Origin of the sequence: Streptomyces spinoverrucosus, assembly GCF_015712165.1 — a bacterium.
GTDB lineage: Bacteria > Actinomycetota > Actinomycetes > Streptomycetales > Streptomycetaceae > Streptomyces > Streptomyces spinoverrucosus_A.
Genome location: NZ_JADPZX010000001.1, coordinates 2144345 through 2167450, shown reverse-complemented (window position 1 = coordinate 2167450; position 23106 = coordinate 2144345). Strand labels below are relative to the sequence as shown.

19 protein-coding genes are annotated in these 23106 nt (G+C 68.7%); 10 read left to right on the top strand and 9 right to left on the bottom strand.

Annotation, left to right across the window (positions count from 1 at the left end; translation table 11 throughout):
- Positions 1-332: 332 nt before the first annotated feature.
- The 6 genes from I2W78_RS09645 to eccCa form a co-directional block, all read right to left on the bottom strand.
- Complete coding sequence (locus I2W78_RS09645; RefSeq protein ID WP_196458707.1) at positions 333-548, bottom strand: hypothetical protein; 216 nt, start codon at positions 546-548, stop codon at positions 333-335.
- A 196-nt stretch (positions 549-744) separates the two neighbouring features.
- Entirely contained in the window at positions 745-1287 is a 543-nt protein-coding gene (locus tag I2W78_RS09640; RefSeq protein WP_196458705.1) for a hypothetical protein, read from the bottom strand.
- A gap of 100 nt (positions 1288-1387) precedes the next feature.
- A complete protein-coding gene (locus tag I2W78_RS09635) occupies positions 1388-3691 on the bottom strand; it encodes a hypothetical protein (RefSeq protein ID WP_196458703.1) in 2304 nt (767 codons plus the stop codon).
- Complete coding sequence (locus I2W78_RS09630) at positions 3691-4206, bottom strand: hypothetical protein (RefSeq protein WP_196458701.1); 516 nt, start codon at positions 4204-4206, stop codon at positions 3691-3693. Before I2W78_RS09630 ends, I2W78_RS09635 begins: the two co-directional genes overlap by 1 nt.
- A 197-nt stretch (positions 4207-4403) precedes the next feature.
- Positions 4404-4634, bottom strand: a complete 231-nt coding sequence (locus I2W78_RS09625) for a hypothetical protein (protein ID WP_196458699.1) — start codon at positions 4632-4634, stop codon at positions 4404-4406.
- Positions 4635-4709: 75 nt separating this feature from the next.
- A complete protein-coding gene (gene eccCa / locus I2W78_RS09620; RefSeq protein WP_196458697.1) occupies positions 4710-8687 on the bottom strand; it encodes a type VII secretion protein EccCa in 3978 nt (1325 codons plus the stop codon).
- Positions 8688-8982: 295 nt separating this feature from the next.
- Between eccCa and eccD the strand changes: the two genes are divergently transcribed.
- Together eccD and I2W78_RS09610 are read left to right on the top strand one after the other, a co-directional pair.
- A complete protein-coding gene (eccD, locus tag I2W78_RS09615) occupies positions 8983-10488 on the top strand; it encodes a type VII secretion integral membrane protein EccD (protein WP_196458695.1) in 1506 nt (501 codons plus the stop codon).
- A gap of 58 nt (positions 10489-10546) precedes the next feature.
- Positions 10547-12064, top strand: a complete 1518-nt coding sequence (locus I2W78_RS09610) for an outer membrane protein assembly factor BamB family protein (protein WP_307783652.1) — start codon at positions 10547-10549, stop codon at positions 12062-12064.
- A 44-nt stretch (positions 12065-12108) separates the two neighbouring features.
- Here the strand turns inward: I2W78_RS09610 and I2W78_RS09605 are convergent, their stop codons facing one another.
- Positions 12109-12402, bottom strand: coding sequence for a DUF397 domain-containing protein (locus tag I2W78_RS09605; protein WP_196458693.1), 294 nt, complete (start codon positions 12400-12402; stop codon positions 12109-12111).
- 299 nt (positions 12403-12701) lie between these two features.
- Here I2W78_RS09605 and rpsO point away from each other — a divergent pair, with 299 nt between their 5' ends.
- The 5 genes from rpsO to I2W78_RS09580 all read left to right on the top strand — a co-directional run bounded on the left by rpsO (position 12702) and on the right by I2W78_RS09580 (position 18160).
- Positions 12702-12989 (top strand): 30S ribosomal protein S15, encoded by a 288-nt coding sequence (rpsO, locus tag I2W78_RS09600; protein WP_043504552.1) that lies wholly within the window; start codon positions 12702-12704, stop codon positions 12987-12989.
- A 327-nt stretch (positions 12990-13316) separates the two neighbouring features.
- The gene (locus I2W78_RS09595) at positions 13317-15539 is read left to right on the top strand and encodes a polyribonucleotide nucleotidyltransferase (RefSeq protein WP_196458691.1); all 2223 of its coding nucleotides are present in this window, start codon (positions 13317-13319) and stop codon (positions 15537-15539) included.
- A complete protein-coding gene (locus I2W78_RS09590; RefSeq protein ID WP_196458689.1) occupies positions 15536-16915 on the top strand; it encodes a M16 family metallopeptidase in 1380 nt (459 codons plus the stop codon). Before I2W78_RS09595 ends, I2W78_RS09590 begins: the two co-directional genes overlap by 4 nt.
- A 28-nt stretch (positions 16916-16943) precedes the next feature.
- On the top strand, positions 16944-17696 hold the full coding sequence (gene dapB, locus I2W78_RS09585) for a 4-hydroxy-tetrahydrodipicolinate reductase (RefSeq protein WP_196458687.1): 753 nt from the start codon (positions 16944-16946) through the stop codon (positions 17694-17696).
- Positions 17697-17707: 11 nt separating this feature from the next.
- Positions 17708-18160, top strand: coding sequence for a hypothetical protein (locus tag I2W78_RS09580; RefSeq protein WP_196458685.1), 453 nt, complete (start codon positions 17708-17710; stop codon positions 18158-18160).
- A gap of 36 nt (positions 18161-18196) precedes the next feature.
- Here I2W78_RS09580 and I2W78_RS09575 read toward each other — a convergent pair whose 3' ends face one another.
- Together I2W78_RS09575 and I2W78_RS09570 are read right to left on the bottom strand one after the other, a co-directional pair.
- A complete protein-coding gene (locus tag I2W78_RS09575) occupies positions 18197-18751 on the bottom strand; it encodes a hypothetical protein (RefSeq protein ID WP_196464488.1) in 555 nt (184 codons plus the stop codon).
- 101 nt (positions 18752-18852) lie between these two features.
- Entirely contained in the window at positions 18853-19092 is a 240-nt protein-coding gene (locus I2W78_RS09570) for a hypothetical protein (protein WP_196458683.1), read from the bottom strand.
- A gap of 214 nt (positions 19093-19306) precedes the next feature.
- Here I2W78_RS09570 and thyX point away from each other — a divergent pair, with 214 nt between their 5' ends.
- The 3 genes from thyX to I2W78_RS09555 all read left to right on the top strand — a co-directional run bounded on the left by thyX (position 19307) and on the right by I2W78_RS09555 (position 23027).
- The gene (thyX, locus tag I2W78_RS09565; RefSeq protein ID WP_196458681.1) at positions 19307-20065 is read left to right on the top strand and encodes an FAD-dependent thymidylate synthase; all 759 of its coding nucleotides are present in this window, start codon (positions 19307-19309) and stop codon (positions 20063-20065) included.
- 222 nt (positions 20066-20287) lie between these two features.
- Positions 20288-21187, top strand: coding sequence for a 4-hydroxy-tetrahydrodipicolinate synthase (gene dapA, locus I2W78_RS09560; RefSeq protein WP_196458679.1), 900 nt, complete (start codon positions 20288-20290; stop codon positions 21185-21187).
- A gap of 154 nt (positions 21188-21341) precedes the next feature.
- A complete protein-coding gene (locus I2W78_RS09555; protein ID WP_196458677.1) occupies positions 21342-23027 on the top strand; it encodes a ribonuclease J in 1686 nt (561 codons plus the stop codon).
- Positions 23028-23106: the final 79 nt, after the last annotated feature.

Sequence of the window (23106 nt, the reverse complement as noted above, 5' to 3'; positions counted from 1 at the left end):
GAAGCCCGCCCAGCACATGGCCCTCTCCAGGATCGTCGAGCGGGGCCTCCCTCTGCAGTGGTCACAGACGGTCCTGAGCGCTGTCACTCGGGCGGTCCTCAAGCTGTGCAGTCGTCTGAGAGCGAGGCCTGGGTGAGGTGAGGTAGAGGCGGTGGAGGCGGAGTCGGTGGCCGGGGCGGGAACAGCGGCGGAGGCGGTGGGGGCTCCGGCGACCGCAGGGGGCGGCGTGGCGGCTGCCGGGGCGGGAGGGACGGGGCCGTAGGTGGTGGCGGCGGAGGAGGCGGCTCGACGGTGGGCAGCACCTGGCCGCCGTCGCGCAGCCGTTCGATGGTCTACTCAGCCCGGCGGCGGGCGTCGGGGGCGTCGTCCCGTTCGTAGAAGCGGGGGAACTCCCGGCGGCCCAAAGTCTCGGTGAACAGCGGCTTGTAGCCGAGTGCGTGGGCAATCGCCATCATGCGGCGACATCGTTCGGCGCTCGTGGTGTAGGGAAAGTTCAGCTGTACACGGCCACGTCCGTCGAAGTGTCCGATGATCTCCTCGTCCGTCATCAGTCGTCCTCATAACGGGGCAGTGCCTTGGGGAAGGTAAGAGAGTCCTGGCATTTCGCCAGTTCGTAGGCATGCTTGGTCATTTCGGAGGCGAAGTCCGTCATCGCTCGGGGCGGTGCCGCTCCGGAGAGCCTGCCCTGCCCGATCACCTCGGACTCGGTGTATCCGTGTCGGCGCGCGTAGAGCGAACCGGCCCTCACCCGGCACACTGCTCTGAAGCACCCACGGCCTCTGCGTACGCTTCGATGAGCTTGAGCATGTCCTCAGCCTTCGCATCGTCGTGCGTCACCCTCACGGAGGCCCACAGTGGCTCGTGGGCAGCCTCGGCCTTGGCGCAGTTGACCTTGCCCACGGCTCCGGTCGGCGAGTAGATGAATCCCCCCTGGTCGCTCTGCTGATCCTGCGGGTCGACGGCGAGCGCGGACTGGGCGACATCTCTCGCCGTCGTGTCGTCCGCCCAGCGCTCCGTGCTGGCCGAAAGGACGGATTGACCGTCGACATGAATGCGGCAACGCTTGGTGCTTCCCGAGGACTCTGGGTGTTCCGTTAGTGTTTCCCCCTTCTGGAGGAGTGGCTCCAGGACGTCTCGCGAGATGTCGATCCCGCATAGCGACTCGGGGATCGTGTACTTCTTGCCGGACGACGAGCACGCGGTGACCGACACCAGCGCAGTTATTGCGGCGACAAATGTGAGAGCGGCGCGGGCCCTCGGTCGCGCGGCATTGTGGATGTTCTTCACGTGGTCCCCTTGCTTGGATGGTGAGACACTCGGCGAGTCAGGCGAAGGAAATGAACGAATCCTGGCGTCCAGTCGGCGTGCACCGGGTTTCAGGCGCCGGTCAGTCAGGGATCTCTGTCTCCAGGTCCCTCGCCATGCGGTGGCCGGCGGTGGACGCATCGTTGAAACCGTCGTTTGTGCCGATGCGCGTCCATTCCTCGACCTGGTCGACAAACGGCGAGTTGCGAGCCTGGGCCGCAGCAAGTGCGGCATTGTGACTCATGGCTATATTGGCGTCCTTGGAATCTTCCCAGCGTTCGGCGATGTCCTCCCCCAGCTCTTTTCGGAACTCGGCCTCAGAGTCTTTGAAGAACTGCTCCAACACCATGCTGGTCACGGTCCCAGTTGCGCCGGCGACGCCAGCGCCGACAGCAGGGCTGGCGATGAAGGACGTACCTACACCCGCGATGGTGCCGATTGTGCCGGAAATGAGGTTCTTCTTCTGATTGACGGCGTTCGCGAAGTCGCCATCCTTCTCCGCTGCTGGCCCCAGCACAGCCTCCTGGCGACCGATCGCGAGGGTGCCGCCGATCTCACCCGATCTGCGTGCGATCTCCTTGACGGTGTCCTCGGTGCTCTGACCGTAACGCCGGTCCTCCGGCAAGTCGGGGTTGAGGTGGTAGTCCATGAGGCTGGCCATGTAGGCCTTCTGGCCGACCTCGATTGCTGCGTAGCCCTCCGGGTTCTGCCCCACCGTGACGAGGAAGCGGCTGACGTCGGCGTGCTCCAAGTTGGCGGCCGTACCGGCGATCGGGAAGAGGCGACTCACACTCGTGTTTCCCTCCGGCGCGTCTGCTGTAGCGCGGTTGATGTCCGGCAGGTACTCGGACGCGATCTGGCCAATACTGTCCGACATGTAGCTGTGATCCCTCAAGCGGGTGGGGTCCTCGGCAATGGAATTGACTAGATCCCTCATCAACCCGGCCTGCTGCGCATTATGAGCCGGCGTATCCGCAGTCGGCATCTCCCCCGCCGGATGGCCCGTTGTAGCCGCCTCCAACGCCAAAGCCAGATTGTTCCGGCCTGCGATGCTTTCTTCGCCCTTGTTGTCCCTGTCCTGCGGCCAGTCACGCTCCTCGAAGAGGTAGTCGAAGTTGGTCAGCGACCGCTTGGCCTCGTTTCCGTCACCGTCGAGATCCTGCGTGAAGTCGTGATCCTCGTCCTTGGTGACGAAGGTGCCGTTGAAGAATTCCGTCGCCGCGTCCGGGCTGTTGGACAAGGCCTTGAGATAGCCGGTCATCGGGTCCCAGCCCGAGTCGGTGCCTGTGCGGTTGAGGAATGGGTCGCCGCCGGTGCGGGTCCATGCGCCGTGGCGGCCGTTGTCCGTGAACTTCTTCTCCGTCTCGATCAGCTTGTCGCCGTAGTCGACGAGGAATCGGTCGTCGTAGTCGCCCCACCGCATTAGGTTGGCCATGACCTGGCCCCCCAGCGGGAAACCGCCGTTGGGGCCTACAGGCTTGTCCGCCAAGTCGAGCATCCCGGACTTCCAGCCGGCCATGTTGGCGCTGTCACTTTGCGACGCGGTGGCGAGGGTGAGGCTGAGGTGCTTCTGCAAGTCGTCGTACTGGTCGACCCGCTTATGTCCCAGTTCCCAGGCACTGTGGGGGGCGTTGATGCCAGTCCAGAAGTTGAGGGTCCCGCTCGCACCGAGAGACGTGGCGAAGCGTTCCGCGAACAGCTCGTCGTCCGCGTACTCCTTGAGCCCCTTGTTGAGGCGGTCGAACTCCTCGACCGTAAGGTCCTCGGGCTTCTTCTTCGCCAGCCTGGCCAGCTCGTCGGCCGTCTTGACGGCCTTGGCCGCGGAGTCCCGGTCCTTGTAGTTGGCGTCGGAGAAGCCGACCGTGCTCTGGTCGGCAATGGCCTTGAGTACAGTGCTGGCTGAGTTGTCGCTTTCCGTCGCCCCGTTGAGGATCTCCTGTACTTCATCGCGAAGCGCGGTGACATCACTCTCATTGTGCTCGGGAACCGTCGTGCCCTTCGCGGCGCGATCGGGGTGGATGTTCATTGTGACAGTGAATCCGCCATCACCGGTGGAAACTACCGTCAGATTCTTCTTCAAGCCCCGGTCGATCGCATCGTTCAGCCTGGTCTGGTACTTCTTGAGCTCGTCCCGCGTGTCCCTGAGAATGTTCCAAATCGACTTGGCTTGCGTATGGGCGTCAGCGAATTCGCCGGCCGTCTTGCCGATGAACTCTTTCGTCACGGTGGCGTTGTAGCCCGCCCAGTTGGCCTTGTCGGCCGCGCCCCGGAGACCCTTCTCTGCCTCGTCCTTCACCGTCTCGAGGTCTTTGACCATGGTCGACCAGTCGTCGATGGCCGTGTCGAGCTGACTGAAGTTGGCGAAACGGAGAGCGTCGAGATCCATCAGTTCTCATCCTTCTTCTCGCCGGAATCGCCGTACACGGAGTTGCTCTTGCCCGGTTCACCGACCCTCTCGTCGAAGCCCGCGTCCAGCAGGTCGATGCTGCTCATCTGGCGCCGGATGTATTGGTCGTCCTCCGAGTGGAGTTTCTTGGTGACGGTCATGTGGTTGGAGATGTGCGCGCATGCATCCATGAGCGAGGACAGCTGCTCTTCCCACCGCGTCGCCACATGCTTGAGAGCGCCTCCCAGTGCGAAGCCGTCCTTGGACAGGGTCCCCGCGGCCGTCTCACTGGTGGGCACAGCCCTGCGCGCCTTGTTCCACAGGTCGTTGTACAGATCGAACGCGTTCTTGCCGATCTTGGCCAGGTCGCCCTGGCTGACCGCCAGGTCGCCGAACTGACTCGGATCCTGCGAGTAGTCCCCGCCGTTACCGGGATCCAGCTGATTCAGCTGCATCTGTGTCGACTGACGCTCCGCTGCCTGCGACTTCAGCCGCTCCCACTCGTCCCACGCCATTGCGCGGACTCCTTCCCCGTGTCCCCGTGAAGCCCCGCCCTCCCGGACGGGACCGTTCCGCCAAGTCACCAACAGGCCGGATCCGCGGGCTCGATGCAACTGGGTTCACGCATCTCACCCTTGTATCCACACTTCACCGCTCCAGGGTTTGACACGGCGGTGTCACGGCGCCGATCTCCGCTCCACCCGCCGCCACCTCACATCTGAGCAGCCAACGAGAACGTCCACACAGCCATGCCCACCATGACCGCCGCACAGACGAACGCCAGGATCCGCTTCGACCGGTACTCCGAGTCCGACGGCTCGTTCGCCGCAGGATTCCGGAATCGCCGTGCCTGGAACCGCCACCACAGGGCTCGCTGGTCGGCTGAACCGAGGCCCACCAGCACCAGAGCCAGCAGGATCATGAAGATCCCCACTCCGACCATCAGTACGTCCCTCCCAACGCCGAGTACGACACCCCGGCAGCCCGGTTCGACAATTCGGCACGCACGTACGACACCTCAGTACGCCCCCTCCGGCACCAGCCCGACCTGAACCAACGGCTTCCCCCGCCTCCGCGACACGAAGACCCCCCGCCCCGCAGGCATCGGCCGCGGCCGGACCCCGCCGAGCACGTCGCCCTCCGACGGGTCACCGGCGAGCACCACACCCTGCGCCCCCAACTCCTTGATCCGCTGCATGAACGCCTCGTACGACGCACGGCTCGCGCCGGCCGTGGAGCGCGCGATGATGAAGCGCACGCCCACGTCCCGGGCGAAGGGGAGCAGTTCGGTGAGGCCGGCCAGCGGGTTGCCGCTGGAGGTCGCCACAAGGTCGTAGTCGTCGACCACGACGTACACCGTCGGCCCCCTCCACCAACTCCGGTCCCGCAACTGCTGCGCGGTCACCTCGGCCGTCGGCGTCCGGCGCTTCATCAGGTCTGCCAGCGCCGCCATGTGGTGGTCCATGGCGTTGGACATGGGAATGTACTCGGCGAGATGCGAGTCCGGGGTAACGCCCAGCAGCGAGCGCCGGTTGTCCACCACGAACAGCTTGCACTCATCGCCCGAGTAGCGTTCCGTCAGCTGTTTGATCAGCAGCCGCAGCAGGTTCGACTTGCCCGACTCGCTCTCGCCGAAGACGAGGAAGAACGGGTCCTGCTCGAAGTCGACGAAGACAGGCTCGAGGTTGTCCTCGTCGAGGGCGAAGGCGACGCCGCGCCCCGGGAAACGGTTGCCCGGAGGCAGCTCGCCGGCCGGGAACTCCCTCGGCAGCAGGCGTACTTCGGGAGCGGGCGGCGCCTGCCAGTGCCGTGAGACCTCGGCGGCCAGCGCGTGCGTGGCGTCGGCGAGGTCCGTGTCCGAGGTGAGCCCGTCGATGCGCGGCACCGCCGCCATGAAGTGCAGCTTCTGCGGCGCCTGACCGCGGCCCGGCACGCCCACCGGCACATTGGCGGCGACCTTGCGGTCCAGCTCGGAGTCCATCGTGTCGCCGAGCCGCAGTTCCAGCCGGTTCATCAGGTGGTCCTTGAGGTTCGCCCGGACCTCCATCGACCGCGACGCCGTCAGGACGACGTGGATGCCGTAGCCGAGGCCACGCGCCGCCATCTCCAGGACGATCGGCTCCAGCGTCTCGTAGTCCGACTTGAAGTTGCCCCAGCCGTCGATGACCAGGAAGACATCGCCCCACGGCTGGTCCGTGACCGAGATCTCGCCCCGGGCGCGGCGGGTCCGGAAGTCCGCCATCGACGAGAGTCCGGCCGTGCGGAAGTACTCCTCGCGGCGGGTCATGACGCCGTACACCTCGGCCACCGTGCGCCGCACCCGCTCCGGGTCCAGGCGCGATGCCACCCCGCCCACGTGCGGCAGTCCGGCCACCGCCGCCATACCACCACCGCCGAAGTCGAGGCCGTAGAACTGGACCTCGTACGGCGTGTGCGTGAGGGCGAACGAGCAGATCAGCGAGCGCAGCAGAGTCGACTTGCCGGACTGCGGGCCGCCGAGGATCTGCATATGGCCGGCCGCGCCGGAGAAGTCCACCCAGAGAGGATCCCGGCGCTGCTCGTACGGTTTGTCCACCAGGCCGACCGGTACGACCAGGCGGCCCGCGCCCTCGTAGCCCGGCTGGGTGAGACCCCGGTCCGGCACCGCCGTGAGCCCGGGCAGCAGCGCGTCCAGCGACGGCGGGCTGTCCAGCGGCGGCAGCCACACCTGGTGGGCCGCCGGACCCTGCGCCTCCAGCCGGCGCACGATCACGTCGAGGACGGTGTCCGCGAGCGCTTCGTCGACCTCCGGCTGGTCCCCAGGGGACCCGGTCCTCTGCTGGGGCACCTGCACGTACCGCACCGGCACCTCGGCCGCCGTGAACAGCACCGGCCGCCGGTCCACCGGCAGCGGACCGCCGGGCAGCGCCGCCCGCTGCCCGCCCGACCGGTAGACCCCGGAGACGTACGCCGCCTTGAACCGCACCATCTCGTCCGTGCCGAACTTCAAAAAGCCCGAGCCGGGGACGTTCGGCAGTTCGTACGCGTCCGGCACACCCAGCGCCGCGCGTGACTCCGCCGCCGAGAACGTGCGCAGACCGATGCGGTACGACAGATACGTCTCCAGGCCGCGCAGCCGGCCCTCCTCCAGGCGCTGCGAGGCCAGCAGCAGATGCACGCCGAGCGAGCGGCCGATGCGGCCGATCTGCACGAACATCTCGATGAAGTCCGGCTTCGCCGTCAGCAGTTCGCTGAACTCGTCGATCACCAGGACCAGGGAGGGGATGGGCTGCAGGGGCGCGCCCGCCGCCCGGGCCTTCTCGTAGTCGTGGATGTTGGCGTAGTTGCCCGCGTCCCGCAGCATCTCCTGGCGGCGGTTGAGCTCGCCGCGGATGGAGTCGCCCATGCGGTCGACCAGGGTCAGGTCGTCCGCCAGGTTCGTGATCACGGCCGCGACGTGCGGCATCTGCGCCATACCGGCGAAGGTCGCACCGCCCTTGAAGTCGGCGAGGACGAAGTTCAGGGTCTCCGAGGAGTGGGTGACCGCCAGACCCAGCACCAGCGTGCGCAGCAGCTCGGACTTGCCGGAACCGGTCGCGCCCACGCACAGGCCGTGCGGGCCCATACCCTCCTGGGCCGCCTCCTTGAGGTCGAGCATCACGGGGCGGCCGTCCTCGCCGACGCCGATCGGCACCCGCAGCCGCTCGGCCAGCGAACGCGGCCGCCAGGTACGCCGGGTGTCCACGGACGCCGCGTCACCGAGGTTCAGCAGGTCGGTGAACTCCAGGTTGGCCAGCAGCGGTTCGTCGTCGTCCCCGCCGGACGCCATCCGCAGCGGCGCCAGCTGCCGCGCGAGGACTTCCGCGGACTCGTACGACAGGACGTCGGGCGTCCCCTCGTAGACGACGCCGTGCGCCGACTCCAGGCGCAGTGCGTCGGGCCGTACGACGATGGAGAGTTCACCGTCCGTTCCGGCCGGCTCGCCGGGGACGACCTCCAGGACCGTCACGCCCTGGAGGCCCTCGGGGTTGGCGAGGAGCGAGTCCGAGGGGAGTGAGACGCCGTCGAGGAGGACGACGATGTGGGGCTCGTCCGGCAGGGGTGCGGCATTCGGGTGGAAGCGGGGACGGCCGCTGAGCCGGGAGGCGATCAGGTTCTCCAACTCGCGTGTGTCACCGCCGATGAGCCGTCGGCTGCCCGCGCCGTCAACGGTGTTCGGCGCCTGGACGTGCGGCAGCCACTTGGTCCACTCCCACTGCTCCAGCTCCTCCCGGCCCGCGGCGACGACGAGGACCAGGTCCTCGGGGGAGTGCAGCGCGGCCAGCGAACCGGCCAGGGCACGCGCGCAGGAGCGTACCGACTGCGGCTCGCCGCTGATCGTCACGTGGTAGAAGGCCCGCAGGGAGACGGCCATCGGAAGGTCGTCGAGGGTGCTGTGGACGGCGAGGAAGCGCCGCAGGGCACCCGCTGTCAGCGGCTCCAGCTGCTCGACGGGCCCGGTCTCGGGAGCGACGAGCGCGGTGGCGAGTGCCTGGGGGCCGAGACCGATGCGGACCTGGGCGAAATCCTCGTCGCCCGGCCGTCGTTCCCACACGCGGCTGCCCTCGGCGACCAGCGCCCACAGCTGGTCGGGGGAGGGGTGGAGGTAGTACTGCGCGTCCCGTTGCGCCCTCGCGGTGGCGAGCGTGGTGCGGCGGGTCTGCGCCAGGTAGCTCAGGTAGTCGCGACGCAGGTCCGCCAACTGCCCCTGCGTGCCGCGCCGGAAGCGGACCACCATCGCGATGGACATCGCGATGGTCGACGCGATCATGATCATGCCCATGATCCTCATGAACGGCTGCCCGCTCGTGAAGAAGAAGACCACCGAGCCGCCCATGCCGAGCGTCGGCAGGAGTTGCATCAGCACGCTCTCCTGATGCCCCCGCGGCAACTCGGGCGGAGGCTGCACGGCGATCTCGCCCGTGGGCACCTCGGACGGCAGCGACCGAGGAGGGCGCTTCACGACGATGTGGCTCACTGCTCACCAATTCCCTTGCCGGCCCCGGTAAGTACCGTCCGCCACCCCGTGTCAGGCGGACGCAGGCCGCCGCGTGATCCTACTGACTTCTGGTGTGACCAGGGGGCGGTAAGGTGCCGGATGTTCGCGTGAGCACATGCGGCGCGGGTCCCGGGAAGTGGGACATTCCGTGCGCTTCGGCGCCCATCGGCGCCAGTTCGGCCGCCCGGCCGGACCCCCGGGTTCGGCAGCACGCGAACCACCGCAGCTTTTTCACACCGCCGACGCGGAACCATCACTCAGGGGGGAGCAGCAGGTGAGCATCACGGCCTCCGGGGCAACCACCGCGGGAGGGCCCGGAACGGGGGGCGCTTCCGGAAGCGGGCTCGGCTTCTGCCGGGTCACGATCGTCGCGCCCGACAGCAGGATCGACGTGGCCCTGCCCGACGACATCCCGGTCGTCGACATCTATCCGGAGATCCTCAGGCTCGCCCGGCAGAGCCCCGCCGAGGGCGCCCCGGTCGGCTACCACCTCGTACGCCGGGACGGCAGAGTCCTGGACGGCTCGCGCTCGTTCGCCGCCCAGCACATCCTCGACGGCGAACTCCTCACGCTGCGCCCCTTCTCCGAGTCGCTGCCTCCGGCCGTCCACGACGACGTGTCGGACGCCGTCGCCTCGGCCGTGACCCGCGAGCACGCCCTGTGGGGCGGCGACCTGACCCGCGTCGCGGGACTCGTCGGCGGTGGCGTCCTTCCCGCTCTGCTCGCCTTCGTGGCCTGGATGGGCGACCCGCGCCACGACATGCACGGCCTGCCCGGTGTCCTCGCCGCCGTCGCCGGCGTCCTGCTGGTCGCACTCGCCTGCGTGCGGGCCCGTGTCTACGACGACCGGTCCTCCGCCATCGCCCTGGGACTGGGCGCACTGCCGAACGTCGCAGTGGCCGGCTCCGGTCTCCTTCCGCTCGCCGACGGCCAGGGCATCGGCAAGCTCCAGTTCCTCCTGGCCTGCGCGGCGGTGCTGCTCGCCGCGGTGTTGCTCACCCTGTGCTCGCCCGGCGGGGACAGTCCGTTCGTCGCCTGTGTCGTCGCGTCCGGCGTGGGCCTGGCCGCCGTGTTCGCGGGCATCCTCGCGCACTGGACGCCGTCGGAGATCGCCGCTCTGAGCGCCCCCGTCGCGGTGGGCGCCCTGGCCTTCCTGCCCGGGCTGTCCATGCGCTTCGCCCGCATCCCGATCGGCTTCGACGCCCAGGCCTCCATGCCGCGCAGCGCGTACGGCACCGATCCGACCCCCCAGGAGCCGGTGGACGTCGAGCGGATCACCGCCCAGGCCCGACGCGGTCATGAACTCCTGGTCGGTCTGGTCGGCGGCTGCGCGCTGATCGCGGTCGGCTCCGCCGCGGTCCTCGGCTTCTCCGACGGTGTCTGGGCCCAGCTCCTCGCTCTCGCCGTGGGCATCGCGCTGCTCATGCGCGCCCAGCTCTTCCGGTACACCGCCCAGGTCGCCCCTCTCCTGGCAGCGGGCCTCGGCTCCCTCGTGCTCCTCGGACTCGGTCTGGCGCTTGATCCGCCCGTCTCGGTGCTCCGGGACGCCCTGACGGGTGACCGCGCCGACCTGGACATCCGTACGATCTGGCTCGTCGCGGCGATCGCGGCGGTGTCCGCCGTCGTCACCGCGATCGGTCTGGTCGCCTCGCGGGGCGGCGTCACCCCCTTCTGGGGGCGCTTCATGGAGATCGCCGAGGGCTTCGTCCTGCTGACGCTGGTGCCGTTGGCGCTGGCTGTCTTCGACGTGTACGCGGCCGCCCGGGCGATGACGAGTTGAACGCGGTGCAGCGAGCCAACGACGAGCTGAACGCACCGCACGGAAAGGAACTTGGAGCGTGAGCTTCGGCCCGCCCCCGTCCATATACACGCAGTCCGCGAGGTCCGCGGAGGAGGCCCGCCTCAAGCGCCGCCGGAACATGCTGATCCGGCCGCTCGTCATCGTGCTCGTCGCGGCACTCTGCACCGGCGGCTGGCTCCTGTGGGGCGGCGACAGCGGTGGCGCCGAAACCAAGACGCGGGCCACCGCTGGTCAGGGCCGTCTCGACGTCCGTGAGACGGTCGAGAAGCAGTCCGCGAGCACGGTCGGGAAGATGGCATTCCGTTTCTCCGCGGACGACCTGACCCCCGGCGAGATGTACGAGATGCCGGGCATGTGGGCCACGGACAAGATCCTCGCCAAGGGGATCAACAAGACCCTGATCGGCCTGCCCCTCGGCACCGACGCCGCACTCGGCGACGAGAAGTGGAAGCTTCCCCTCGACGGCCCGATCTGCGGCTACACCCGCCATGTCACCGGCGACAACCGCACCGCCGTCCTCTTCCGGGACAGCGAAGACGAGGACGCCCTCTGCAACCACGTGGTGTTCTTCGACCTCGACGACGGCCGCAAGATCTGGGACGGCGACTTGTCCGTCTCCGCCTCCGGCGACTATCCAGGGCCCCCGGACAGCGGCGAGTACCAGGACACCCCGAGCGTGACCCTCACCCACGGCACGGTCGTCGTGACCTGGGGCGGCGGCACCGACGCGTACTCGATGGACACCGGTGAGCGACGGTGGCGTACGACGTCCCCCGGTGCCTGCCAGGACATGGGCGCCGCCGGCGGCGGGGCACTGATCGTCCGTCAGCAGTGCTGGGGCGACGACGAGCTCCCGGACGGCCGCACCACCTACAAGGCCCGCGGAGTCGATCCCCGGACGGGCGAGGTCCTGTGGACGTACACCGCCGCCAAGGGCATCCGGGGTCTGAGCATCCCGTCCGCAGACCCCGCCGTCCTCGCCGTGCAGGCCGGCGAGATCGGGATATCCGAGCTGCTCTCCCTCGACGACAAGGGGCGCGGCCGCGCCACTGTCCGCCTTCAGAGCGGTACCTATGTGGGGGAGTGCGCGTTCGACGACTATCTCGTCGTCGACGACTGCCCGACCATCGCCGTCGGGGCCGACCAGGTCTTCCTGCGCAGCAAGGAGTCGGGCGAGGCGGCCAACTCCAACTGGGTCATCGGCTTCGACCTGGCGACCGGAAGGACCACGCAGAAGTTCGACTCCGGCCCGGGCTCGCTGCTCTACCCGGTACGGATGAGCGGCGACCGGCTGCTCGCCGTGCGGGTGAGCGACGACCACATCGCGCCCAACGCACTCGTGAGCCTGGACCCGAGGACCGGCAGGGAGACACCGTACTTCTACTTCGATCTGCCGCACGAGGCCAACCTGATGACGACGACGGAGTCCAACGACATCGTCGTCCAGAACGGACGCCTCTTCTTCGGCGTCAAGCGGACCCAGGGCCCTCCCTCCGGGAAGGCGTGGATCTACCTGGTCCTCGGTATAGGGAGCAGTGCGCAGAAGAACCCGTGACCACTGCCGTGCGGCGGCCGACGTCCACCGGCCGCCGCGAACGACTACTGCGCCGCAAGCCCCCCATTGTGCTCGCTGGGCTCCAGATCGAACTCCCCGTCCCGAGCCCCCAGCACAAACGCCCGCCACTCCGCCTCCGTGTACCGCAGCACGGTGTCGGGGTCGAGCGACGACCGCATGGCCACGGCGCCGCCGGGCAGGTATGCGATCTCGACCCGCTCCTCGTGCTCCTCGGTCCCCGGCGCGCTGTGCCACTCGACGTCCGAGATGTCGAGCGCGTACAGCTCGTCCCGCTCCCGCTCCTTGCGTGCCTTGATCTCCGCTTCCGTCTCCGCCATGTCCGCAGCGACCCCTTCCCGACGTACACGTGGTACACGTACCGATGACGTACACGTACCGATGACGATCCAACCGCTCACCCTAGTGGCCGAGCCGCCGTCACCAGCGCGGTTCCCGGACCGCGGACCGAGCGGTGCTCACCTGCTGGTACCCTGAGTGACGGCCGTATGTGTACGCACCCCCGGAGCCCCGCTCTGGAGGCCGCGCCCAGCGGATCCCCGCCTTCCGAGTCATGGAAGCTCCCCCGAGACGTAGACCGGGGGCACTCGGCGGCAATCACAGACTATGAGGAGTACGCGTGTCGCTCGACGCCGCAGTGAAGAAGCAGATCATCTCCGAGTTCGGTACCAAGGAGGGTGACACCGGCTCCCCCGAGGTCCAGGTCGCTCTGCTGTCCCGTCGGATCTCCGACCTGACGGAGCACCTCAAGACCCACAAGCACGACCACCACTCCCGCCGTGGCCTGCTGATCCTGGTCGGTCAGCGCCGCCGGCTGCTGCAGTACCTCGCCAAGAAGGACATCCAGCGCTTCCGTACGCTGGTCGACCGCCTCGGCATCCGCCGTGGTGCGGCGGGCGCCAAGTAAGACGCCGTGAAGGGAGCGGTTCCCACTTCGAGGGGGCCGCTCCCTTTGCTGTACGTGCGGAGTGTCACTGCCCCTTTGTAGTGTGGTAGCACAACGCAAGACACACGACACAGCGTGATCCGGCCTACCCACCGGGGTATGGCGGCATCACGAGACGAACGAGGAGGAGCGCACCTCGCCGCCGCCGGTCCTCGGTAGTGGCCCCCGGGGGAAAGCGAGCCCCGGGTGCTTCGATCGAAGACCGGCCCGCACCAGACGGAGCGCTTCTCCGCCACCGTCCCCCCGCCACCACGGGTGAGGAGGGACGAAGACGAGGAGAAAACGCTAGTGGAGAACGAGACCCACTACGCCGAGGCCGTCATCGACAACGGCGCCTTCGGCACCCGCACGATCCGCTTCGAGACGGGCCGCCTGGCCAAGCAGGCCGCCGGCTCCGCCGTGGCGTACCTGGACGACGACACCATGGTGCTGTCGGCCACCACCGCCTCCAAGAACCCCAAGGACCAGCTCGACTTCTTCCCGCTGACGGTCGACGTCGAGGAGCGGATGTACGCCGCCGGCAAGATCCCCGGCAGCTTCTTCCGCCGTGAGGGACGGCCCTCCGAGGACGCGATCCTCACCTGCCGCCTCATCGACCGCCCGCTGCGCCCGTCCTTCAAGAAGGGCCTGCGCAACGAGATCCAGGTCGTCGCCACGATCATGGCGCTCAACCCCGACCACCTGTACGACGTCGTGGCGATCAACGCCGCGTCCGCGTCCACGCAGCTGGCCGGTCTGCCCTTCTCCGGCCCGATCGGCGGCGTCCGCGTCGCGCTGATCCGCGGCCAGTGGGTGGCCTTCCCGACGCACACCGAGCTCGAGGACGCCGTCTTCGACATGGTCGTCGCGGGCCGCGTCCTGGAGGACGGCGACATCGCGATCATGATGGTCGAGGCCGAGGCCACCGAGAAGACCATCAAGCTGGTCGAGGGCGGTGGCGAGGCGCCGACCGAGGAGGTCGTCGCCGCCGGTCTGGACGCCGCGAAGCCCTTCATCAAGGTCCTGTGCAAGGCCCAGTCGGACCTCGCCGCCAAGGCCGCCAAGCCGGTCGGCGAGTTCCCGATCTTCCTGGACTACCAGGACGACGTCCTGGAGGCGCTCACCGCCGCCGTCAAGCCGGAGCTCGCCTCCGCGCTGACCATCGCCGGCAAGCAGGAGCGCGAGTCCGAGCTGGACCGCGTGAAGGGCCTCGCCGCCGAGAAGCTCCTGCCGGAGTTCGAGGGCCGCGAGAAGGAGATCTCCGCCGCGTACCGCTCGCTCACCAAGCAGCTGGTCCGCGAGCGCGTGATCAAGGAGAAGAAGCGCATCGACGGCCGCGGTGTCACCGACATCCGCACGCTGGCCGCCGAGGTCGAGGCCATCCCGCGGGTGCACGGCTCCGCGCTGTTCGAGCGTGGCGAGACCCAGATCCTGGGCGTCACCACGCTGAACATGCTCCGCATGGAGCAGCAGCTGGACACCCTGTCGCCGGTGACCCGCAAGCGCTACATGCACAACTACAACTTCCCGCCGTACTCCACCGGCGAGACCGGCCGCGTCGGCTCCCCGAAGCGCCGCGAGATCGGACACGGCGCCCTCGCCGAGCGCGCCCTCATGCCGGTGCTGCCGACGCGCGAGGAGTTCCCGTACGCGATCCGTCAGGTGTCCGAGGCCCTCGGCTCCAACGGCTCGACGTCCATGGGCTCGGTCTGCGCCTCCACCATGTCGCTGCTGAACGCCGGTGTGCCGCTGAAGGCCCCCGTCGCCGGTATCGCCATGGGCCTGATCTCCCAGGAGATCGACGGCGAGACGCACTACGTCACCCTCACCGACATCCTCGGTGCGGAGGACGCCTTCGGTGACATGGACTTCAAGGTCGCCGGCACCAAGGAGTTCGTGACCGCCCTCCAGCTCGACACCAAGCTGGACGGCATCCCGGCCTCCGTGCTCGCCGCCGCCCTGAAGCAGGCCCGCGACGCCCGTCTCCACATCCTCGACGTGATGATGGAGGCCATCGACCGGCCCGACGAGATGTCCCCGAACGCGCCGCGGATCATCACCGTGAAGATCCCGGTCGACAAGATCGGTGAGGTCATCGGCCCCAAGGGCAAGATGATCAACCAGATCCAGGAGGACACGGGCGCCGAGATCACCATCGAGGACGACGGCACGATCTACATCGGTGCCGCCGACGGCCCGTCCGCCGAGGCCGCCCGCTCCACGATCAACGGCATCGCCAACCCGACGATGCCCGAGGTCGGCGAGCGCTACCTGGGCACGGTCGTGAAGACGACCACCTTCGGCGCCTTCGTCTCCCTGCTGCCCGGCAAGGACGGCCTGCTGCACATCTCGCAGATCCGCAAGCTGGCCGGCGGCAAGCGCGTGGAGAACGTCGAGGACGTGCTCGGCGTGGGCCACAAGGTCCAGGTCGAGATCGCCGAGATCGACTCCCGCGGCAAGCTCTCCCTGATCCCCGTGATCGAGGGCGAGGAAGGCTCCGCCGACGAGGCGAAGGACGACACCGACCAGTGACGTCCCGTAGCTCCAAGGTGACGGCCCGCTCCTCTTCGGAGGCGCGGGCCGTCGCCCGTACCCAAACCCTCATCAAGGGCACGGCCGGCATCGGCACCGTCCGCAAGACCACCCTCCCCGGCGGTCTCCGCATCGTCACCGAGACCCTGCCCTCCGTGCGCTCCGCGACCTTCGGCATCTGGGCGCACGTCGGCTCCCGCGACGAGACGCCGTCCCTGAACGGCGCCACGCACTACCTGGAGCACCTGCTCTTCAAGGGCACGCAGACCAGGAGCGCCCTGGACATCTCCGCCGCCCTCGACGCGGTCGGCGGCGAGATGAACGCGTTCACGGCGAAGGAGTACACGTGCTACTACGCACGCGTGCTCGACGCCGACCTCCCGCTCGCCATCGACGTCGTCTGCGACATGCTGACCGGCTCGCTCATCCTCGAAGAGGACGTCAACGTCGAGCGCGGCGCGATCCTCGAAGAGATCGCGATGACGGAGGACGACCCGAGCGACTGTGTGCACGACCTGTTCGCGCACACGATGTTCGGCGACAACCCGCTCGGCCGCCCGGTCCTCGGCACGGTCGACACGGTCAACGCCCTCACCGCCGACCGCATCCGCCGCTTCTACCGCAAGCACTACGACCCGACCCACCTCGTGGTCGCCTGCGCCGGCAACATCGATCACAACAAGGTCGTACGACTGGTCCGCGCCGCCTTCGAGAAGTCCGGCACGCTCAAGGACGCCGCCGCCCAGCCCATCGCCCCGCGCGACGGCCGCCGCGCCATCCGCACCGCCGGCAAGGTCGAGCTGCTCGGCCGCAAGACCGAGCAGGCCCATGTGGTGCTCGGCATGCCGGGCCTGGCCCGCACGGACGACCGCCGCTGGGCCCTCGGCGTGCTGAACACCGCCCTCGGCGGCGGCATGTCGTCACGGCTCTTCCAGGAGGTACGGGAGAAGCGCGGCCTGGCCTACAGCGTCTACTCGTACACCTCCGGCTTCGCCGACTGCGGCCTGTTCGGCGTCTACGCCGGCTGCCGACCGAGCCAGGTGCACGACGTGCTGAAGATCTGCCGCGACGAACTCGACCACATCGCCGAGCACGGCCTGTCCGACGACGAGATCGACCGCGCCATCGGCCAGCTCCGCGGCTCCACGGTCCTCGGCCTGGAGGACACCGGCGCGCTGATGAACCGTATCGGCAAGAGCGAGCTGTGCTGGGGCGAGCAGATGTCCGTCGACGACATGCTGGCCCGGATAGCTGCCGTGACCCCGGACGACGTCCGCGCGGTCGCGCGCGACATCCTGGGACAGCGGCCCTCCCTGTCGGTCATCGGCCCGCTGAAGGACAAGCAGGCGTCGCGACTGCACGACGCCGTCGCCTGACACCCGTATCCGGTAAGGAAGCAACAACATGAGCAAGCTGCGCGTAGCGGTCCTCGGTGCCAAGGGCCGGATCGGTTCGGAGGCGGTACGAGCCGTCGAGGCCGCCGAGGACATGGAGCTGGTCGCCGCCCTCTCCCGGGGCGACAAGCTGGAGACGCTGGCCGAGACTGGCGCCCAGGTCGCCGTCGAACTCACCACCCCCGCCTCGGTGATGGGCAACCTCGACTTCTGCGTACGGCACGGAATCCACGCCGTCGTCGGCACGACGGGCTGGACCGACGAGCGCCTCGCACAGCTGCGCGGCTGGCTGGAGCAGTCCCCGGGGACGGGCGTGCTGATCGCACCCAACTTCTCCATCGGGGCCGTACTCACCATGAAGTTCGCGCAGATCGCCGCGCCGTACTTCGAGTCCGTCGAGGTGGTCGAGCTGCACCACCCCAACAAGGTCGACGCGCCGAGCGGCACGGCGACCCGCACCGCCCAGCTCATCGCGCAGGCCCGCCGCGAGGCGGGTACGGCCCCGGCGCCGGACGCCACGGTCACGGCCCTGGAGGGCGCGCGTGGCGCGGACGTCGACGGCGTCCCGGTCCACGCGGTGCGGCTGCGCGGTCTGCTCGCACACCAGGAGGTCCTGCTGGGCGGTGAGGGCGAGACCCTCACCGTCCGGCACGACTCGCTGCACCACAGCAGCTTCATGCCGGGCATCCTGCTGGGCGCCCGCCGCGTGGTGAGCACTCCGGGCCTCACCTTCGGCCTGGAACACTTCCTGGACCTGGGCTGAGCCGGACCCTCATGCGCGCGAAGCTCTCCTACCTCGTCACGGCCGCCGTCCTGGTCTTCTACTTCGTCCTGGTCGGCAGCCGTGGCGTGCTGCTCATCAAGACCGGCTCGCTCCTCGCCGTGACCTTCGGTGTCGCGGTGCTGATCCTGCCGCTGATCGGCCTGTGGTTCCTGTGGAAGAACACCCGGTTCGTCCGCCGGGCCAACGCCCTCGCCGCCGAACTCGACGCCGAGGGCGGTCTGCCCGTCGACGAGCTCAAGCGGCTGCCCAGCGGCCGTATCGACCGTGACTCGGCCGACGAGGTCTTCGCCCGGCGCAAGGCCGAGACGGAGGCGGCGCCGGACGACTGGCGCACCTGGTTCCGCCTGGCCATCGCCTACCACGACGCCCGCGACACCCCACGCGCCCGCAAGGCGATGCAGCGCGCGATCGCCATCCACGACGGCAGGCCCGTCGAGGCCTGACCCGAACCGGGACGACCGGCCTCGGCGGGAGGCGCCTCAGTCCTGCCGGTACTCCTCGGCCCACGCCTCCACCGAGTCCGCCGCCCGGTCGAACGCCGTCGGCCGGGCCAGGAAGTCGAAGTTGTGCGTGGTCATCAGAGTGGGCACGTCGTCCGCGGGACGGTCGTTGCGTACGAGGATCAGGGCCTGCCCCTGCACGGTGCGCGGCAGCCCAAGCCAGCGCACCGGCTGCTGCACCGTCCGCACGGCACCGACCCACTCCCACGGCAGCGTCCGGGTGTGCAGGAAGCGCACCTGACGCAGCCCGTGCGCGCTCACCCACACGCCCATGCGCAGCAAACGCAGGGCGACGGCGATGATCGCCAGCGCGATGCCGAACACGACCCCGGCGGCGGTCAGCGTGCCGGTCAGCGCGATGAGCACGGCCGCGAACAGCACGTACGAGGCGAGCAGCAGCCAGATCGCGGCCACGCCCACCCGCCAGGGACCGGGGCGGTAGGGCCGCCGCCAGCGGTCGCGGTCGTCGAACGGCAGCGCGACATCGTCCTCGGTGTCGAAGGCGCGGTCGGCCGTCAGGAAGGGCAGGGGCACGGCTGGGTCCTCACTCATCCATGCATGGGCTGTGCCCGGTGAGGTTATCGACCCGTGTGCCCGCCCACCACCCTTGGGGGTCCGTACGAGTCAGGCCCCGCTCAGCGCCCGTCGGACGCCTGGGACTGCTGCGTCGGCGTGGACGAGTGGTCCACCTCCAGCGCCGGCCACCCGATCACCAGGGAGCCCACGAGCGCGGACACGATGGTCAGTCCCATGAGCCACCGCCCGGCTATCTGCCCGACGGTCGCTCGCTCGCGGGGCGGGGGAGTGACATTGCTGCGGAACCGCTCTGCTTCGGCGAGGAAGGCGAAGGGTACGGGCTCACGCCGACGGAACATCGGGGGTCCTGCTCCTCTCTGGACTCGAACGAATCGCTGTCACCAACACAGACGAGCGGGTGTCGCAAAAGGTGCCCGGTTAAGCCGGATTGACAGAACTTTCGCCGAGGTTCGCCGAAGATGTCGCGGCCCGGCACCGAACGCCCCGATGTCAGAGCCGGGCCGTAGAGTGGGCGCCGCCCGAGAGAAGTGGATGGAAGGGACTCTCCAAGCCGTGACCGACACCCCCGCAGACGCAGCCAAGGACGCCCCGGACCTCAAGCCGAGCTTCCGCGGCGACGTCACCGTCGAGCTGGTCAAGCACACCGCCTCGGACGCCGACGTGCTCTTCGCCGCCCGCGTCTCGACCATCGGCGAGCAGTCCCTGGACGAGCTGAACAAGGACCCCGAGCGCTCCAAGGGCCTCATCAACTACCTGATGCGGGACCGGCACGGCAGCCCCTTCGAGCACAACTCGATGACCTTCTTCATCAGCGCCCCGATCTTCGTCTTCCGCGAGTTCATGCGGCACCGCGTGGGCTGGTCGTACAACGAGGAGTCCGGCCGCTACCGCGAGCTCCAGCCGGTCTTCTACGTCCCCGACGAGTCCCGCAAGCTGGTCCAGGAGGGCCGCCCCGGCAAGTACCGCTTCGTCGAGGGCACGCAGGCCCAGCAGGAGCTGGTCGGCCGCGTCATGGAGGACTCGTACCGCGAGTCCTACGAGGCCTACCAGGAGATGCTCGCGGCCGGCGTCGCCCGCGAGGTCGCCCGCGCGGTCCTCCCGGTCGGCCTGTTCTCCTCGATGTACGCCACCTGCAACGCCCGCTCGCTGATGCACTTCCTCGGCCTGCGCACCCAGCACGAGCTCGCCAAGGTGCCGTCCTTCCCGCAGCGGGAGATCGAGATGGTCGGCGAGAAGATGGAGGCCGAGTGGGCCCGGCTCATGCCGCTCACGTACGCCGCCTTCAACGCCAACGGCCGGGTAGCGCCGTAACGCACAGGTGTTTGCCCCGTGGTTCCCCGGCGGGCACGGATGTGCGGACCAGCCGGGCGAAGTGTCCGTATTGCGGCATTTAGAGAAGTTCATCTAGCCTGATCAAACGGACCCGGCACTGCTTGAACCCCCGAGCAGGCAGTGCCGGGCTCCACCTTTGTCCTGACTTATCCCGCACCCCGAGGGCAGACCAGGCCTTGAGCAACGAGTAGCGTGTAACCCATGGCTCCGACCTCCACTCCGCAGACCCCCTTCGGGCGGGTCCTCACCGCCATGGTCACGCCCTTCACGGCGGACGGCGCACTTGACCTCGACGGCGCGCAGCGGCTCGCCACGCACCTGGTGGACGCAGGCAACGACGGCCTGATCATCAACGGCACCACCGGCGAGTCCCCCACCACCGGCGACGCGGAGAAATCGGACCTCGTACGAGCGGTCCTGGAGGCCGTGGGCGACCGCGCCCACATCGTCGCCGGTGTCGGTACGAACGACACCCACCACAGCATCGAGCTGGCCCGCGCCGCCGAACAGACCGGCGCGCACGGCCTCCTCGTCGTCACGCCGTACTACAACAAGCCCCCGCAGGAGGGCCTCTACCGGCACTTCACGGCCGTCGCCGACGCCACCGAGCTGCCGGTCATGCTGTACGACATCCCCGGCCGCAGCGGCGTACCGATCAATACGGAGACCTTGGTCCGCCTCGCCGAGCACCCACGGATCGTCGCCAACAAGGACGCCAAGGGCGACCTCGGCCGCGCCAGCTGGGCCATCGCCCGCTCCGGCCTCGCCTGGTACTCCGGCGACGACATGCTCAACCTGCCGCTGCTCTCCGTGGGCGCCGTCGGCTTCGTCTCCGTCGTCGGCCACGTGGTCACCCCCGAACTGCGCCAGCTGGTCGAGGCGTACACCAGCGGGGACGTCCAGAAGGCCACCGAGATCCACCAGAAGCTGCTCCCGGTCTACACCGGCATGTTCCGCACCCAGGGCGTTATGACGACCAAGGCCGCACTCGCCCTCCAGGGCCTGCCCGGCGGCCCGCTGCGGCCGCCCATGGTCGAGCTCACGCCGCAGGAGATCGAGCAGCTCAAGATCGATCTTGCCGCCGGCGGGGTACAGCTCTGACATCGGACTTCGCCCGACCGGGCGCGCATGGACTTCACAACTGAATACGCGGGCCACCGGTGCTCGCACCCCACAACGACAACTGCTTCTGCACGAACGTCACGCGCGCCACGTGCCCCTACCGGTACGTGGCGCGCGTGGTGAGGAGAGTCTTTTGAGTCATCCGCATCCTGAACTCGGCTCGCCCCCGCCGCTCCCCGAAGGCGGCCTGCGGGTCACCCCGCTCGGCGGCCTCGGTGAAATCGGCCGGAACATGACGGTCTTCGAGTACGGCGGCCGTCTGCTCATCGTCGACTGCGGAGTGCTCTTCCCCGAGGAGGAGCAGCCCGGAATCGACCTGATCCTGCCGGACTTCTCGTCCATCCGGGACCGCCTCGACGACATCGAGGGCATCGTCCTCACCCATGGCCACGAGGACCACATCGGCGGCGTCCCGTTCCTGCTCCGCGAGAAGCCGGACATCCCGCTGATCGGCTCCAAGCTGACCCTCGCCCTGATCGAGGCCAAGCTCCAGGAACACCGCATCCGCCCCTACACGCTCGAGGTCGCCGAGGGCCACCGCGAGCGCATCGGCCCCTTCGACTGCGAGTTCGTCGCGGTCAACCACTCCATCCCGGACGCGCTGGCGGTCGCCATCCGCACCCCCGCCGGCATGGTCGTGCACACCGGCGACTTCAAGATGGACCAGCTCCCGCTGGACAACCGCCTCACCGACCTCCACGCGTTCGCACGGCTGAGCGAGGAAGGCATCGACCTCCTCCTCAGCGACTCCACGAACGCCGAGGTCCCGGGGTTCACCCCGCACGAGCGCGACATCTCCAACGTCCTGCGCCAGGTCTTCGCGTCCGCCCGCCGGCGCATCATCGTGGCGAGCTTCGCCAGCCACGTCCACCGCATCCAGCAGATTCTGGACGCCGCCCACGAGTACGGCCGCCGGGTCGCCTTCGTCGGCCGGTCCATGGTCCGCAACATGGGCATCGCCAGAGACCTCGGCTACCTGAAGGTCCCGCCGGGCCTGGTCGTCGACGTCAAGACACTCGACGACCTCCCCGACGGCGAGGTGGTCCTCGTCTGCACGGGCTCGCAGGGCGAACCGATGGCCGCGCTCTCCCGCATGGCCAACCGGGACCACCAGATCCGCATCGTCGAGGGCGACACGGTGATCCTCGCGTCGTCCCTGATCCCGGGCAACGAGAACGCGGTGTACCGCGTCATCAACGGCCTCACCCGCTGGGGCGCCAACGTCGTCCACAAGGGCAACGCCAAGGTCCACGTCTCCGGCCACGCGTCGGCGGGCGAGCTCCTGTACTTCTACAACATCTGCAGGCCGCGCAACCTGATGCCGGTCCACGGCGAGTGGCGCCACCTGCGCGCCAACGCCGAGCTGGGCGCCCTCACCGGCGTCCCGCACGACCGCATCGTGATCGCCGAGGACGGCGTCGCCGTCGACCTTGTCGAGGGCAAGGCGAAGATCTCCGGCAAGGTCCAGGCGGGCTATGTGTACGTCGACGGCCTCTCGGTAGGCGACGTCGGTGAGCCGGCGCTGAAGGACCGCAAGATCCTCGGCGAGGAGGGCATCATTTCGGTCTTCGTCGTCATGGACTCGTCCACCGGCAAGATCACGGGCGGCCCGCACGTCCAGGCCCGCGGCTCCGGTATCGAGGACGCGGCCTTCGTCGACGTCCTCCCGAAGATCACCGAAGCACTGGAGCGCTCGGCACAGGACGGTGTCGTGGAGCCCCACCAGCTGCAGCAACTGATCCGCCGCACGCTGGGCAAGTGGGTCTCCGACACGTATCGCCGCAGGCCCATGATCCTGCCGGTGGTCGTGGAGGTCTGACCGGCGTACGACCCGTTCGTACGCGCGGACTTGGAGCGGGGCGCCTCGATTTGCATCGAGGCGCCCCGCTCCAGTACGT